General features: G+C 58.8%; 17 protein-coding genes. 13 read left to right on the top strand and 4 right to left on the bottom strand.

Annotated elements, in window-relative coordinates:
• Positions 1 to 48: 48 nt before the first annotated feature.
• The 3 genes from A0U92_RS12345 (at position 49) to A0U92_RS12335 (ending at position 1,958) form a co-directional block, all read left to right on the top strand.
• A complete protein-coding gene (locus A0U92_RS12345; protein ID WP_077813488.1) occupies positions 49 to 426 on the top strand; it encodes a DUF423 domain-containing protein in 378 nt (125 codons plus the stop codon).
• The gene (locus A0U92_RS12340) at positions 419 to 1,354 is read left to right on the top strand and encodes an SAM-dependent methyltransferase (RefSeq protein ID WP_077813487.1); all 936 of its coding nucleotides are present in this window, start codon (positions 419 to 421) and stop codon (positions 1,352 to 1,354) included. The genes A0U92_RS12345 and A0U92_RS12340 overlap by 8 nt, the downstream gene beginning before the upstream one ends.
• 139 nt (positions 1,355 to 1,493) lie before the next feature.
• Entirely contained in the window at positions 1,494 to 1,958 is a 465-nt protein-coding gene (locus A0U92_RS12335) for a thioredoxin family protein (RefSeq protein ID WP_236748126.1), read from the top strand.
• Positions 1,959 to 2,265: 307 nt separating this feature from the next.
• Here the strand turns inward: A0U92_RS12335 and A0U92_RS12330 are convergent, their stop codons facing one another.
• A complete protein-coding gene (locus A0U92_RS12330) occupies positions 2,266 to 2,874 on the bottom strand; it encodes a superoxide dismutase (RefSeq protein ID WP_077813485.1) in 609 nt (202 codons plus the stop codon).
• 164 nt (positions 2,875 to 3,038) lie between these two features.
• On the opposite strand from A0U92_RS12330, the gene A0U92_RS12325 reads away from it, so the two are divergent.
• A complete protein-coding gene (locus A0U92_RS12325) occupies positions 3,039 to 3,848 on the top strand; it encodes a squalene/phytoene synthase family protein (protein WP_077814431.1) in 810 nt (269 codons plus the stop codon).
• Between the two features lie 122 nt (positions 3,849 to 3,970).
• Here the strand turns inward: A0U92_RS12325 and A0U92_RS12320 are convergent, their stop codons facing one another.
• The 3 genes from A0U92_RS12320 to A0U92_RS12310 all read right to left on the bottom strand — a co-directional run bounded on the left by A0U92_RS12320 (position 3,971) and on the right by A0U92_RS12310 (position 6,607).
• The gene (locus tag A0U92_RS12320) at positions 3,971 to 4,861 is read right to left on the bottom strand and encodes an NAD(P)-dependent oxidoreductase (protein WP_149026458.1); all 891 of its coding nucleotides are present in this window, start codon (positions 4,859 to 4,861) and stop codon (positions 3,971 to 3,973) included.
• A gap of 410 nt (positions 4,862 to 5,271) precedes the next feature.
• Positions 5,272 to 5,928, bottom strand: a complete 657-nt coding sequence (locus A0U92_RS12315) for a uracil-DNA glycosylase family protein (protein WP_077813483.1) — start codon at positions 5,926 to 5,928, stop codon at positions 5,272 to 5,274.
• 85 nt (positions 5,929 to 6,013) lie between these two features.
• Positions 6,014 to 6,607 carry a LabA-like NYN domain-containing protein gene (locus A0U92_RS12310; RefSeq protein WP_077813482.1) on the bottom strand — a complete coding sequence of 198 codons (594 nt, stop codon included), beginning with the start codon at positions 6,605 to 6,607 and terminating at the stop codon, positions 6,014 to 6,016.
• Between the two features lie 132 nt (positions 6,608 to 6,739).
• Between A0U92_RS12310 and folK the strand changes: the two genes are divergently transcribed.
• From folK to frr, 9 genes are all read left to right on the top strand, one after another.
• On the top strand, positions 6,740 to 7,261 hold the full coding sequence (folK, locus tag A0U92_RS12305; RefSeq protein ID WP_236748373.1) for a 2-amino-4-hydroxy-6-hydroxymethyldihydropteridine diphosphokinase: 522 nt from the start codon (positions 6,740 to 6,742) through the stop codon (positions 7,259 to 7,261).
• 69 nt (positions 7,262 to 7,330) lie between these two features.
• A complete protein-coding gene (rpoZ, locus tag A0U92_RS12300; protein ID WP_077813480.1) occupies positions 7,331 to 7,717 on the top strand; it encodes a DNA-directed RNA polymerase subunit omega in 387 nt (128 codons plus the stop codon).
• Between the two features lie 174 nt (positions 7,718 to 7,891).
• Positions 7,892 to 10,147 (top strand): RelA/SpoT family protein, encoded by a 2,256-nt coding sequence (locus A0U92_RS12295; RefSeq protein ID WP_077813479.1) that lies wholly within the window; start codon positions 7,892 to 7,894, stop codon positions 10,145 to 10,147.
• 28 nt (positions 10,148 to 10,175) lie between these two features.
• Entirely contained in the window at positions 10,176 to 10,583 is a 408-nt protein-coding gene (gene acpS, locus A0U92_RS12290; protein ID WP_077813478.1) for a holo-ACP synthase, read from the top strand.
• Positions 10,584 to 10,708: 125 nt separating this feature from the next.
• The gene (gene lepB / locus A0U92_RS12285; RefSeq protein ID WP_077813477.1) at positions 10,709 to 11,515 is read left to right on the top strand and encodes a signal peptidase I; all 807 of its coding nucleotides are present in this window, start codon (positions 10,709 to 10,711) and stop codon (positions 11,513 to 11,515) included.
• Positions 11,516 to 11,539: 24 nt separating this feature from the next.
• Complete coding sequence (gene rnc, locus A0U92_RS12280) at positions 11,540 to 12,262, top strand: ribonuclease III (RefSeq protein WP_077813476.1); 723 nt, start codon at positions 11,540 to 11,542, stop codon at positions 12,260 to 12,262.
• Positions 12,259 to 13,158: a GTPase Era gene (gene era / locus A0U92_RS12275; RefSeq protein ID WP_077813475.1), complete on the top strand. Its 900-nt coding sequence runs from the start codon at positions 12,259 to 12,261 to the stop codon at positions 13,156 to 13,158. The genes rnc and era overlap by 4 nt, the downstream gene beginning before the upstream one ends.
• Before the next feature lie 370 nt (positions 13,159 to 13,528).
• Positions 13,529 to 14,266, top strand: coding sequence for a UMP kinase (gene pyrH, locus A0U92_RS12270; RefSeq protein ID WP_077813474.1), 738 nt, complete (start codon positions 13,529 to 13,531; stop codon positions 14,264 to 14,266).
• Positions 14,267 to 14,392: 126 nt separating this feature from the next.
• Positions 14,393 to 14,914 (top strand): ribosome recycling factor, encoded by a 522-nt coding sequence (frr, locus tag A0U92_RS12265; RefSeq protein ID WP_222927874.1) that lies wholly within the window; start codon positions 14,393 to 14,395, stop codon positions 14,912 to 14,914.
• Positions 14,915 to 14,919 lie beyond the last annotated feature (5 nt).

Raw genomic sequence — 14,919 nt, 5'->3', positions numbered from 1 at the left:
CGCACGATGAGCCATCTGGTTCATCAGGGTGTTCGGGAAAGGACTGACATGACCATAGCGCGCATGTGGTGCACAACCGCTGCCTTCATGGCGGCGATGGCCGTCGTCATGGGAGCTGTTGCTGCCCATCTCCCGATTGAACGGTTCGGACTGCCGGAAGGACGCGAGATCGTCCACGAGGCCGTGCAGATGCAGATGTGGCACGCACTGGCTCTGCTGGCATTGGGTATGGGGCTGCGCGCTCCTTCACGCCTGCAAATACTCGCCGGTTGCATGATGCTGCCCGGTGCGATGCTCTTCTGTGGTGCGCTCTATGTGACGGCCTTCTCCGGCCATCATCTCGGGAGCGTGGCTCCGACGGGTGGTTCCCTTCTGATCCTTTCATGGGTTTTACTTGGCGTAGGATTTCTGGTTCGTCATGACTGATGATGTTTCTGTTGGCAGCGTCTATGTCGTCGCTCCGGGTTTCGAGAGTGTTCTGGAAAATGAACTGGAACGACTGGGGGTGACGCCCGCTTTCTGGCATGGGCGTCTGGCGGTCTGCGAAGCGCCTCCTGTGGACAGTATATGGGCGCTTGATGTCTGGACAACTCCTGAAATTCACACGATTGTTTCGATTGGTGAGGCAGCGCGCCTGCTGAAGAGCCGTCAGCGAAACTGGTCGCTGGCGCCTGTGGAGTTCTTCCGCCGTGCTGCGCTGATTGTCGACAAGCTGCCTCCCGTCAAAGCGTCGCCATTAGTCTTTCCGCAGACGGCTCCGACAAGTCCGTTGGGTGCATGGACGTTGCTGGCATCCGACAGAATTCTGTTTTCTCAAAGCAAGACCAGTCCTTTTCCGATGGGCGAGGTGAAGTTTGTCGAAGATCGGGAAGGGCCGCCATCAAGGGCCTATCTGAAGCTATGGGAAGCCTGCACCCGGCTGGGACGCTGGCCCGAACCGGGGGAAACCTGTCTGGATCTGGGGGCGACGCCGGGCGGCTGGACCTGGGCCATTGCGAAACTGGGGGCCAGTGTTACGGCTATCGACCGGGCGCCACTTTCTCCTGCCGTGGCCGCCATGTCAGGCGTGAGCTTTCGACAGGAGAGCGCCTTTGGTCTGGAACCGCGCAATGAAGAGCGTGTGGACTGGCTGTTTTCGGATGTGATTGCTTATCCCGACCGTCTTTTGACGTTGGTCAGAAGATGGATTGAAGCCGGACGGGCAGCCCGGATCGTCATGAGCGTGAAGTTTCAGGGGGAGACCGATTTTGCCATTCTGGATCAGTTCGCGGCTATTCCCGGCGCCCGTCTTGCGCATCTGTTTCACAATAAGCATGAAGTGACGTTTTTCTGGTCTGAAACCGGAATTTTCTGAAATTTGCATTCTGTTGTTGCGAATGTCTTTTGTGACAGCGAAAAGACGACATCACGGATCCACTTGAGGGGAAGGAGATGTGATGCGTTTTTGGAAAAAAGTGTTGTACCTGACGTGCTGTGTCGCGATGGCAGGTGTGATGTCCGATGCTGCGATGGCCCGGACGATGACGGCGGCTCCCACTGTAGGGAGTGAGCCGGTGCATCCGGTTGTGGTGCCGTATCCGGCACCCGAAATGGCGACGGCCCAGCTACAGGCGGCTCTTGCTCGCGCCAAGGTGAGTGGCAAACCGGTCTTGCTGGATTTCGGTGGTAACTGGTCACCTGACTGCTGGGCCCTGTCGGGTGTGCTGGCGGTTCCGGCGGTCTCGGCATGGATTGCCCAGAATTTTGAAGTGGTCCTGATCAATGTTTCACGCCGCACCACAAATATGGATCTCGGCAGAAATTATGGTGTCGAGATCAGCGGAATGCCCTCTGTTCTGATCGTTTCTGCCGATGGAAAGCTGCTGAATGCAAACAATGTTGAGGCTTTATCCGTTGCCAGCAAGATGACGCCACAGGCGGTTGTCGATCAGTTGGCTGCCTGGGGAAAACTGAACTGAATTCATTTCAGAAAATAAATTTCACAAGTGCTATTTTATTTTATCAGTTTTGAACCGAAACGCTCCTGTGTCCGGCTGGTCCTGCTTGGAGCGTCATTCATAACCGTGCCGGATGCGGTCATTTCGGACGCTATTTCAACTGGACAGCCTGTCCCGGGTAGAAACCTGCGGGGTCTATTCCGGATATACAGGAATTGGAACATATTTCGGGTGAGGGAGAACGGTCCCTGTATCCCGTCTTACAAAAAGCATGATCCTGAACTGAAACAGGCCGGAGGAATTACCCTCCGGTCTGTTTTTTTATTGCTCAGGCAGATTTCAGCTGAGCTTCGGCAAACTCATAGTTGGCGAGTTTGTCGAGGTAGTTGGTGATGTAGTCAGGACGACGGTTACGGAAGTCGAGGTAGTAGGCGTGTTCCCACACATCCAGACCAAGGAGCGCCGTGCCCTGACCTTCGGCCAGCGGGTTGCTGCCGTTGGCTGTCTTGGTGACAGCCAGCTTGCCGTCCTTGCCCAGAACCAGCCATGCCCAGCCTGATCCGAACTGGGTGGTCGCAGCCTTTTTGAACTCTTCCTTGAAGTCCGCGACGCTGCCCAGATCTTCCTTGATCTTGGCTTCGAGGGCCGGCGGGATTGCACCACCGTTGGAAGACAGGTTCTGCCAGAAAAGAATGTGGTTCCAATGCTGACCGGCATTGTTGAACACGGGAGCCTGGGCAGCGTCACCTTTGACGGCGAGAATGATCTCGTCGAGGGACTTGCCCTGAAGCTCGGGCTTTGCTTCGACAAAATTGTTCAGGGCCGTCACATAGGCCTGATGATGCTTGTCGTGATGAAGTTCCAGCGTCTCCTGGCACATGCCTTTGGCGGCAAGGGCATTATAGGAGTAAGGGAGGGCAGGCAGTTCAAATGCCATGATGATGGTCTCCTTGGATTGCAATCACGAATACAGGGCGAAACGACGCCGCCCTCAACAGCTATGGTCCACCCGGAAAAGCGTCAAGGGACGCTTGCGTGATAAAGGACTGGCAGCTTCCTGAAAGGTCCAACGCAGACATGGCGGAAAGAGATCCATTAAAAATGGAAAAGCCTGACTGTGAATCGACAGCACGTTTATGTGATCCGGACCGGTTCTTCTGTGCGATGTTCCTGCCGCAGACGGTGAGAGCGGCTGCTTTCACGCTCATCGCGCTGAACTGTGAACTGTCGAAAGCCCTTGTCCTGCCGGTTTCGGGCACAGTGACTGGGCCGATGGCGGGGCTGATTCGCCTCCAGTGGTGGCGGGAGGTGATCGAGAATCCGGAACAGGGACGGCAGTCGCGTCACGAGATCGCTCTGGCGCTGGCAGAACTGCTGGAGAGAGGAGTTGTCCTCAAGGACAACCTGCTCACGCTGATCGACGCAAGAGAAGCTGAACTCTGCCGTCTTCCGGACTGGATAACGTGGCGCTCGGCCATGCTGGACGGCGCAGGCATGATGCAGCGTATGGTGGCTGGCCTGCTGGGGGTCGAGGATGACGCGACACTGACGTGCGTGACCCGTGCCGGCGCGGCGTTCGGCACCGGTCTTCTGTTGCGGTATCTGCCTCAGGTGCTGCTCAGTGGACGTATGCCATTGCCAGAAGAGACGTTCACGGACGTCGGCCTCTCTGTTCATGATGACGGCGAGGCATTGCTGAAAAGTGGAGCTCTGGCGACGATTGTGGATATTCTGAAACGGGAAGGGGAGGCGTTTCTGCCGGACCGTCAGGATATCCGTCGCGCCGGACTCGCTATGCTGCCGGCTGTTCTGGCGCGCAGGGATCTGGCCCGCCCCCCCGTCACAACCGGCACGGCGCGTGGAATTGGCGACCGATTGGCTGTGATGGCGCTCGGCGTCAGAGGACGGTAGCCCTCTGACGGTTTTCTTCCTAGAGCAATTCCACTGAACTCTGGCTCAGTGGAATTGCCCTAATTCATTGTTTATCGAGCATATTCACCAGTTCGAATGTGTCCATTCAAACTGGATATGCTCTAGCGATCGTTGGCGACGATTTTTTCCATGACCCGGATGAGTGAAGAGTAATCCTCATTCGGGGACAGGCGGCGGGTCAGGGAGAGCTGTTGTGTGGCGGCTGCCAGAGTCGGCACTGGGACAGCCTCACGGGCCGCCGCATCCAGAAGCAGGCGCATATCCTTCTGCATGAGACGCGCCGGGAACTGTGGTGCGAAATTGCCGTCTTTTGCCGCTTTCAGCTTGCGTTTGTGGTGAGGCGAAATCACCGCGACCTGATCGAGCGCGTCGAACAGCATGGAGCGGTCCAGTCCGGCGGACAGACCATAAGCTACCGATTCGGCCAGCGTCGTCAGGCCCGCGCCCATGATTCCATTGATCACCAGTTTCAGGCGTGCGCCGCTTCCAGATGGGCCTGCATGGATTGTGAGCTTGCCTATGGCGTCAAGAATGGGCGCGGCTCTGGCGACATCCGCTTTATCCCCTCCGACGAGGATCACGAGGCTGGCGGAATCGGCTTCAGGCGTGCTGCCCGAAACGGGAGCGTCAAGCACGACGATGCCGTGTTTCTGGCCCGCTTCATACAGGGTCGCGGTCGCTTCCGGTGACACGGATGACGTGTTGATGAGCACGGAACCGTTGGTCATGCCCGCCAGTGCGCCATTCTCGCCATACAGGGAGGCCGCAAGGGCTTCATCATCAGGCACGCACACGACAACCGTGTCAGCCTGTCTGGCAAGGGCCAGCGGTGTCGGGAATATGGGGACGGAAGGAGAAGAGGATCGGCCGGAGGGTGTGTAGGCGCTGACCGTATACCCGGCGGCGATGAGGTGAGCGCCCATCCGGCTGGCCATGGCGCCAAAACCGACGAAACCGATTCGAGGTGTGTTTTTCGGAGAGAGAATCTGCATGAGGCTGGTCCCTGTCTGTCTCTGTTCTGATCTGTCTGCTGATGGAATGCCTGAACGATAAGACGGTTTTCTGGAAATCACTATCTGCGGACCAGCCGGGCGGGTGGTGTATGGGGCGGTAGTGGCAAGGGTAAGGTGATTCTGTCGGTTCAAAGGCTGTTTCGGAATAACGCATTGACAATGAAACAGGCTGTTTTTCTCGGGAATGTTTTTAAATAATGCGTTTTATCAGATGCTTTTCTTGAAAAACTGTCCGAGGAATTTCTGGTGTTTTATAGACCGTTTCCCGTGATGAGTCGGTGCTTCGAGAGGATTGGTCGCATCTGCGGTGATATGAAATGCAGTCAGGCAGGATGAGGTTGGAAGCCGGAACAGACTGGGCTGCTCCGGTGGGAAAGTCACGTCAGGGTTCAGATCGGTGCGTCGATTTCCTGCCGGATAGCGCCGATGAGTTTTCGAAAAGAAGGCTGACTGACGTGGCCGGTTTCCAGATTGTGACGCGAGAGCAGGAGGCTGTTGGCGATCCTGAGGCCGTCCGGCATGCTGGAAATCTTGCCGTTCTGAAAACTGACGCGCGAGAACGGCACACCGCAGGCGGCAAGCGTCGCGTTGTGGGCGAGGGCACCCAGCGTCAGGACAACGCGCAGATTGGGGAGTGTCTGCAACTCGGTGCGGAGAAAATGGTTACAGGCCACCACATCTGACGGCAAAGGCAGATCTGAACGTGGAGGAGACTGGAGAACGCTGATAAAGCGGGTTTTGGAGGGGGACAGTGTGGTGTTGTCACCTGCATGCGCATCAGACGAGACAAATCCGAATTCGCTCAGTGCTTCATAGAAGACGGCTTCGGTCTCAGTATCGAAAAGCGCTGGAGTGTCACTGTTTCCGGGATGGACAAACGCAGGGGCCACAATCAGCAGGCTGGCGTCGCCAGGGCCGAAGGGAAGATATTCGTTAAGCTGCCCAGCACTGGAACAGGACATGGCAAAGCGCGGACAAACCGCGCTGTTATCCATGAAATCCATCGTGCCTGAAAGATCGGTGGCAGATGAGGTAACGACTCCCATAAAGTAATGTGCTCCTGAACACGGCCTGACACCCCACCGGGGAGGAAGCGGGTGGGGTGTCAGGAAGAGGGTGGTGGGCCAGCCTTTATTCAGGCTCGCTCAACTGATCCGCCGGATGGCGAATCGGGGTCTGACGAGGCCGGGGTTCCGCTGGTCGGCGAGTGATTTCTTCCGCAATGTCCGCCAGATCGACGAACTGGTCAGCCTGTCGGCGGAGATCGTCGCCAATGAGAGGGGGCGATGAGCGCATGGAGGAAACGACAGTGACACGCACGCCCTGCCGCTGCACGGCTTCAACAACGCGACGGAAATCCGAATCGCCGGTAAACAGGATGGCGTGGTCGATACGGGGAGCGGCCTCCATCATGTCTACGGCGATTTCAATATCCATGTTGCCTTTGATGCGGCGGCGACCGCTCTGGTCGGTGTATTCACGTGCTGTTTTCGTGACCAGAAAATAACCGTTGTAAGACAGCCAGTCAGTCAACGGCTTGATGGGAGAATATTCTTCAGTATCAAGAATCGCCGCATAGTAATGCGCCCTGAGGAGGTGGCATCTCCGTGCGAAAAAATCGAGCATTTTACGGTAATCGACGTCGAAACCAAGGCCGCGGGACGCTGAGTAAAGGCTTGATCCATCAATGAAGAGGCTGGTTCGTTCAGTGTTATGAATAATCATTAAGTTTGTATTCCTTTAATGCTACCGACTGTATGGTGGATAGGTTAAGACTTGGTTATGTGTCGCCGGAGTCCTGTTCGATCTTTTCACAGGAGAGTCGGGACATGTTTTAAAGTCTGGAGGGTTAAAGTGGTGAGGGTTGTGATAGCCATTGGTGCGAACCTTGCCGGTTATGATCCCGTGGACGGAAAAGCATTGCCTCCGGCCGCAACCTGCGACGCGGCTGTGGAGGCTTTGCGCGACCTTGCCGGACTGAGTGTGGATGCTGTGTCCCCATGGTACGAGAGCGAGCCTGTACCGCCCTCCGGTCAGCCTCCCTACATAAATGGCGTCGTGGTGGGCAAGTCTTCTCTTTCGCCGGAGGGGCTGCTTGAGGCATTGCACGGCATTGAGGCCGCATTCGGGCGCGTGCGGAGTGTTGCGAACGCAGCCCGCACTCTGGATCTGGATCTGATCGACATGGGTGCATTGGTCAGGGCGGATGTGGCGCCCCTGCTGCCGCATCCCCGTGCAGGGGAAAGGGCCTTTGTGCTCCTGCCCCTGCGTGATGTTCTGCCCGACTGGCGGGAGCCGGGCACGGGGCGGACGTTGCAATCGCTGCTGGATGCGCTGCCGCCTCAGGTGATCCGGAAGCTGGAGCCGGAGAGGTTCTGACGAAGGCTTCCCTTGTCACCGGGATGATGGTAGAAAATATCTTTAACAAAATTTCCGGAGGTCCGCCCCATGGCGCGCGTCACAGTCGAGGATTGCGTCGAGAAGGTGCCGAACCGCTTTGAACTGGTTCTGCTTGCCGCTCAGCGCGCACGTAACCTGTCCCGCGGCGAGGAACTGACAGTCGATCGCGATAACGACAAGAATCCTGTTGTCGCGCTTCGTGAGATCGCCGAGGAAACCGTTCAGCTCGAACCGCTGCGCAGTGATCTTGTCCGTTCGCTCGCGCGTGCTCCCGAGCCTGAGCCAGCCGATGAAGAAGTCATGGATCTCATCCCGACCGAACAGAACATCTTCGGTCTTCAGGAAAGTTCTGCCGAAGAAGAGGTTACAGACCTCTCTCCTGAAGAAATGAAAGCTGCCTTCGAAGCAGAAATGTCAGGCCGCGGCAAACGCTGATCCGGCTCTGATACTACCGCCGGGCGCTCCTTTCCGGAGCGTCTGACGGGGACTGAACCTCCTCCGGTCAATGATGGAGATTTTCGTTATCCCCGCGCTCGCCTCCGCCTTCTCCCTATCAGACTGTAACCTGTCCGGTGGAGAGGTATGAAGGTGGAACAGGAACAGCACCTCATGCTCTCCCGAAGTCGAGGCGTGCCTCCTTCGGAAAATGATGAAATCGTCGAAGTTTCCGCCGATCGTCTGATCAAGCGTATCCTTCGTTATAATCCGGACGCCGATGTCGCGCTCGTCCAGAAGGCTTTCGAGGTTGCGCGTAACGCCCATGAGGGCCAGTTGCGCGACGCCGGCGATCCCTACATCACGCATCCGCTCTCTGTCGCGATGATCCTCGCGCGGTTCCGGATGGACGTGCCGTCCATCGCCACCGCTCTTCTGCACGATACGATCGAGGATACCGGCGTCACGGTCGAGACGCTGCGGGACCAGTTCGGCCCCACGATCGCGGAACTGGTCGATGGCGTCACCAAGCTGACCCGTCTGGAACTTCAGTCCGACCGCACCAAGCAGGCCGAGAATTTCCGCAAGCTCGTGCTGGCGATGTCGAAAGACATCCGCGTACTGATCGTCAAGCTGGCAGACCGTCTGCATAACATGCGCACCCTGCATTTTGTGCAGCGTGAGGACCGCAGACACCGCATCGCTCGTGAGACGATGGATATCTATGCGCCGCTCGCCGGTCGTATCGGTATGGATCGGGTCAAGACCGAGCTTCAGAATCTGGCCTTTGCGCAACTGGAGCCGGAAGCCGACGCCACCATCCGCGCCCGCCTGAATTATCTGCGCGGCCAGGGCGCTGACATCATTGAGGACGTCAAACGCGAGCTGATCCGCCTGTGTCGCGAATCAGGGCTTGAAAGCGTCGATGTGAAAGGGCGTGAAAAATCGCCCTATTCGATCTGGGAGAAGATGCAGCGCCGTAACGTGGCGTTCGAGCAGCTCTCCGACATCATGGCGTTCCGCCTTATCGTGGAGTCCCGGGAAGAGTGTTACGCCGCGCTGGGCGCCATTCACGGCGCGTTTCCGATGATCGCCGGGCGGTTCAAGGACTATATCTCCACCCCGAAGGCCAACGGTTACCAGAGCCTTCATACGGGCGTGACGCTGCGTCATCCGCGTAACCAGAAAATTGAAGTCCAGATCCGTACCGAGGAAATGAACGACATCGCCGAGAACGGCGTGGCGGCGCACTGGGCCTACAAGCAGCTTCCGACCGGTGCGGTTTCCGAAGACGCGACAAAGCAGATGAAGCGCCCGCGCTGGGTGCAGGATCTGCTCGAAATTCTGGAAGATTCCTCGGCTCCGGACGAATTTCTCGAAAACACCAAGCTGGAGCTCTATCAGGATCAGGTCTTCTGCTTTACGCCGAAAGGCCAGCTGATTCCGCTGCCCGCAGGCGCGACGCCAGTCGACTTCGCGTATGCTGTCCACAGTCAGGTGGGCGATTCGTGTGTTGGCGCGAAGGTGAACGGGCGACTGGTGCCGCTGCGTTACGAGCTTCAGAACGGCGATCAGGTCGAGATCATGACTGCCCGTGGCGGCGCGCCGTCGCCGTCATGGGAACGGTTTGTCGTCACCGGCAAGGCCCGCGCCCGCATCCGCCGATATGTGGCGCAGCAGCAACGTCAGGTCTCGCTCGACTCCGGCAAGGCGACCCTGGCCAAGGCGTTCCGTCAGGAAGGCGTGGACGGTTCGGAAAAGGTGCTGGAGACGCTGCTCAAGGAACTGAAGCAGGGGTCTGTCGAAGACCTGTATGTCGCGGTCGGCACCAACAGCATCGGCCCGCGTGACGTTGTGCATGCGGCCTATCCGGAACTCCGCCGCACCACCCGTGGTCCCCGTATGGTGCCCAGTCTCGTGGCCCGTGCGTCCATGCCGAAGCCAAAGACGGGCGGGGCCGGACTGGCGCCGCTGGTGGGGCTTGGCGCCGGGATCGCCGTGCATTTCGCGGGTTGCTGTCATCCGCTGCCGGGAGACCGGATCGTGGGTGTGGTGGCCAGCGGCAAGGGGGTCACCATCCATACGGCGGCCTGCCAGACGCTCGAATCCTTCGCCGCCACACCGGAGCGCTTTCTGGATGTGGACTGGGATTACGAAGCGCTCGGGCGCGTTGGGAAGGCCGGCAGCGAGCCGTTTGTCGGTCGCGTCACGGTGATCGCGGCGAATGAACCGACCACGCTGGCGACGATCACCAATGGTGTATCCCGACAGGATGGCTCAATCGTCAATCTCAAGATCGTGCATCGCCAGCTCGATTTCATGGAAGTGCTGGTGGATGTGGAAGTGCGCGATCTGCGGCACCTGTCGAGTGTGATCGGGGGACTTCGTTCCGTCGAGGGAATCTCGCAGGTCGAGCGGGCGCGGTCATGAGGGCGAGTCTGATCCGGAATGTTCCGGCATGATCATCGGCACCGGCATGGATCTCTGCGACATGCGCAGGATCGAGAAATCCATCGAACGCTTTGGCGCCCGTTTTCTGGAGCGGGTTTTTACGGAAACCGAACGGACGCGGGCAGAGCGTCGGGTCGGGCAGGCCCGGATTGGCGCCTACGCAAAGCGGTGGGCGGCGAAGGAAGCGTGCGCCAAGGCGCTTGGGACAGGGTTCGCAGCAGGCGTGTTCCATAGCTGTATCGGTGTGGGCAATCTGCCGTCGGGGCAGCCCGTGCTGACCTTGACCGGAGGGGCCGCCACGCGGCTGGCTGATATGGTTCCGGCGGGGATGGTGGGCCATCTCCATTTGTCCATGACGGATGACACACCCTACGCTCTGGCGCAGGTCATGATCGAGGCGTTGCCGCGCCTCTGAGCGCCCGCGTTTGATCCCGACGCTTGACAGGGGCGCATCGCCTCGGCTTCATCCGCCGTTCCCCTGGCGTGGGGTACGGACAGCCTTGCGTTTGTGACGAGGCTCAGGCGGAAACAGGGGACGGAATGAAGCCGAAGGACGAGAGCGTAACGACACAGGGACATGGGTCTGCCCGGAAAGGGGAGAGTCTGTTTGATTTCGTGCGCTGGCTTGCAAGTGTCATTCTGCTGGTTCTGGTGGTGCGCACATTCCTCTATGAACCATTCAATATTCCGTCCGGCTCGATGATCCCGACGCTTCAGGTTGGCGACTATCTGTGGGTTTCCAAATACAGCTACGGCTATTCGAAATATTCCTTCCCCCTCTCGCCCAACCTGTTTGAGGGCCGTGTCTGGGGTGCCGAACCACATCGTGGCGATGTGGCGGTTTTCCGGTTCACCAAGAATCCGTCGATTGATTACGTGAAACGGATTGTGGGGCTGCCGGGCGATCATATCCAGATGCGTGACGGGCAGCTCTATCTGAACGGGACAGCCGTGATCTGTGCGCCTGAAGGCGAGTACGCCGAGCAGGACGAGTATCACATGGGCCGGGAAGGGCATCTCTGCCGGGAAACCCTGCCGGGAAGCGGTGGATCATCTCCAGTCGAGCATCAGGTTCTGCGCTTTCCGGAAGACGGGCAGCGCAATGACACGCCTGATTATGTGGTCCCGCCCGGGTATTTCTTTGCGATGGGCGATAATCGTGACCATAGCGCCGACAGCCGGTTCATGGGGGATGCTGATCAGGATCTGGGTTTTGTGCCCATGGAGAATCTTGTCGGCCGGGCAGGTATGATCTTCTTCTCTGTGGATATGACGCACCCGATCTGGCAATTCTGGGCATGGCCGACGGAAATCCGGTGGTCCCGGCTTTTCCATGTCGTGCACTGATCGACAGTGACGAACGGGGATCCTGTGGAACAGACCGTACTCGACAGCCTGCAGAATCGGATTGGCTATCGTTTCACCAGAACGAAGCTGCTGGGCGAAGCGTTGACGCACCGGTCTGCGGCGCATCAGCGGCGTACGGGGAAGCGTCAGACCAAAGGGGCGGGCTCCAACGAGCGGCTGGAGTTCATAGGCGACCGCGTGCTCGGGCTGCTGATGGCGGAATGGCTGCTGGAACGCTATCCTGATGAGCAGGAGGGCGCGCTGGGTTCGCGCCACGCCCATCTGGTGTCGCGCAACGCTCTGGCGCAGGTCGCGCAGGAACTTGGACTGCCCGAAGCTCTGGATGTCGCCGAGCACGAGGACAAGGCAGGGATTCGCAGCACGGCGAACGTGCTGGCCGACGCGCTGGAAGCCATTCTGGGCGCGCTGTATCTGGACGGTGGCCTTGAGCCGCCCCGCAAACTTGTCCGGCAGTGGTGGGGGAGCGCCATCATCGCGCAGGCCCGGCCGCCAAAAGACCCTAAAACGGCCTTGCAGGAATGGGTTCTGGCCCGTGGGCTGGCTCTGCCGGTCTATGAAGTGGTCAGCGCAGACGGGCCGTCACACGCCCCCTGCTTTGTCATGGAAGTTCACGCCGCCGGTATGGTTGGTGAAGGAGAAGCGGGTAGCAAGCGTGCGGCCGAAAGCGCCGCCGCGGCCAATCTGCTGGAAAGATTTAACACTGCGCCGGGAGCGGGACGGAAATGACAGAACAGACACGGTGTGGGTTCGCCGCACTGGTCGGGGCGCCGAATGCGGGGAAATCGACCCTGCTGAACCGTATGGCGGGCGCAAAGCTGTCGATCGTCAGCCCCAAGGCGCAGACAACACGTTTCCGGGTGCTGGGCATCCTGATCCGGCACGCCACACAGATCCTGATTGTCGATACGCCGGGCATTTTCCGTCCCAAGCGCAAGCTCGACCGCGCCATGGTGGCGGCTGCGTGGTCCGGCTCTGAGGATGCCGATGTTACGGTGCTGCTGATCGACGCAAAGTCCGGCCTGGATGATTCGACCACGGCTGTGATCGAGCAGTTGGCCAAGGCCGGGCGACGTGTCTGGCTGGTGCTGAACAAGACCGATCTGGTGACGCCGCAGTCACTGCTGCCCCTGACGGCGGCGGTTGCCGAGATGATTCCGGTCGAGCATGTCTTCATGATCAGCGCCCGGACTGGCAATGGCGTGGATGATCTGCTTGATCGTCTGGCGGAAGCCCTGCCTCCCGGTCCGTTCCTTTATCCGGAAGACGACATGACCGATCTGCCGGATCGGCTTCTGGCGGCGGAGCTCGTGCGGGAGCAGATCTTTCTGCAGACGCACGAGGAAGTGCCGTATGGCGCGACGGTCGAGACGGAAAGCTTTGTCGAGCGTCCGGACGGTTCCGTGCGGATTGATGTCACCGTCTATGTTGGTCGGGCAAACCACAAGGCGATCCTGATCGGTGAACGCGGTCGTCGCATCCGGGAAATCGGGCTCAAGGCGCGTCTCCAGCTTGGTAACCTGCTGGACCGGCCCTGCCATCTGTTTCTCAATGTGAAGGAACGCGCAGGCTGGGATGAAGAGCGGGCGCGTCTGCGGGCCATCGGGCTGGATGATAACGCCTGAGCGAGATTTCTGAGCGCCGATGAAGGCTTGCGTCCGAAGCAAGAACGGAAACGCTTTCAGGACCATCGGCATCTCCGGGAGGTCCGAGGCGTATCTCGTCTCTGGTGCTGGATAAGGCGTTCTGCGTGATAAGGTCTGTTTTATCCCGACCATTCTGATCCGGGAGTTGAAACTGGTTTTCTGTCGCCGGTTTTTTCCGGCTCAATTTCTAAATCGTATAAACCTGAATTTCATAGGGATGTTTACGTCGGTTCTTGTGATACACGTCATCGGGCGATATGACGTGGCCTCGGGTTCCAGGTCAGCTCGTCCGGCAGGATACTGAGGGGACGTGGAAATAACATCCGAACCATCCGCGCATTGAGGTACCATGAACATCACCGCTGAAGGCCCCGCCACGCCCCGTCGTGCGCTCCTGAAAATCTCCGGTGAGGCGTTGATGGGCACCGGCCAGTACGGCGTGGACGCCCAGACGGTTGATCGCATCGCGGCTGATGTCGCCGCTGTCGCGCAGAGCGGTATTCAGGTCTGTCTTGTCGTTGGCGGCGGCAACATATTTCGCGGACTGACAGCAGCAGCCCGCGGAATGGACCGCGCCCAGGGCGATTACGCCGGAATGCTGGCGACCGTTATCAACGCTCTGATGGTGCAGAACGCGCTGGAGCGCGAAGGTATTCCGACCCGCGTGATGTCCGCCATTCACATGTCTTCGATTGCCGAGCCCTATATTCGCCGCCGGGCTGTTCGCCATATGGAAAAAGGTCGTGTGGTGATCTTTGCAGCCGGCACGGGCAATCCTTTCTTTACGACGGATACGGCCGCAGCGCTGAGGGCTGCAGAGATGGATTGCGATATCCTGCTGAAGGGCACGCAGGTGGATGGTGTCTATGACTCCGATCCGCGCAAGAATCCGGATGCAAAGCGCTACGAGACCCTGACCTATCTTGAAGTTCTGTCACGCGATCTCAATGTTATGGATGCGGCGGCTATCAGCCTTGCCCGTGAGAACAGACTGCCGATCATTGTCTTCAACATTCACGAAGCCGGTGCGTTTCAGCGCGTGTTGCGTGGTGACGGGCCATTTACACGGATTGAAGAAGTCGGTTGATACAGCGCAAAGACGTTCATCAATCATTTATGTTTGAACCGGCGCGCAGATGCATGCCGCCGGTCTGTTGAGGGGAGAGCCGCTGTGGCTGAACTGGACACTCTTACTGAAGATCTGACACGTCGTATGGAGGGTGCGCTCGAGAGCCTGCGGCGTGATTTTGCCGGTTTGCGGTCCGGTCGCGCCAACGCGGCCCTGCTGGAGCCAGTGCGTGTCGAGGCCTATGGCGGTGAAGTGCCGTTGACACAGGTGGCGACGATCGCCGCTCCGGAAGCGCGCATGCTGACGGTCCAGGTCTGGGACCGTTCACTGGCCGGGCTGGTCGAAAAGGCTATCCGCGACTCAGGTCTGGGTCTCAACCCGGCGGGTGAGGGGCAGAATATCCGCGTGCCGATTCCCCAGTTGACCGAAGAGCGCCGAAACGATCTGGCCAAGGCCGCCGGACGTTATTCTGAGGGCGCCAAGATTGCCGTTCGCGGTGTCCGCCGTGACGGCATGGACAAGACCAAGGGTTTTGAGAAAAAAGGTGAGATCAGCGAAGACGACGTGAAGACGTGGTCGGACGCGATCCAGAAGCTCACCGACCAGTATGTGAAAAAAATCGACGAGGCGCTCTCTGAAAAAGAGCGCGAGATCAAACAGGTCTGATCTCA

This window comes from Acetobacter aceti, assembly GCF_002005445.1.
GTDB classification, from domain to species: domain Bacteria; phylum Pseudomonadota; class Alphaproteobacteria; order Acetobacterales; family Acetobacteraceae; genus Acetobacter; species Acetobacter aceti_B.
The sequence above is the reverse complement of the archived record's forward strand: the minus strand, read 5'-3'. Positions and strand labels throughout refer to the sequence as shown.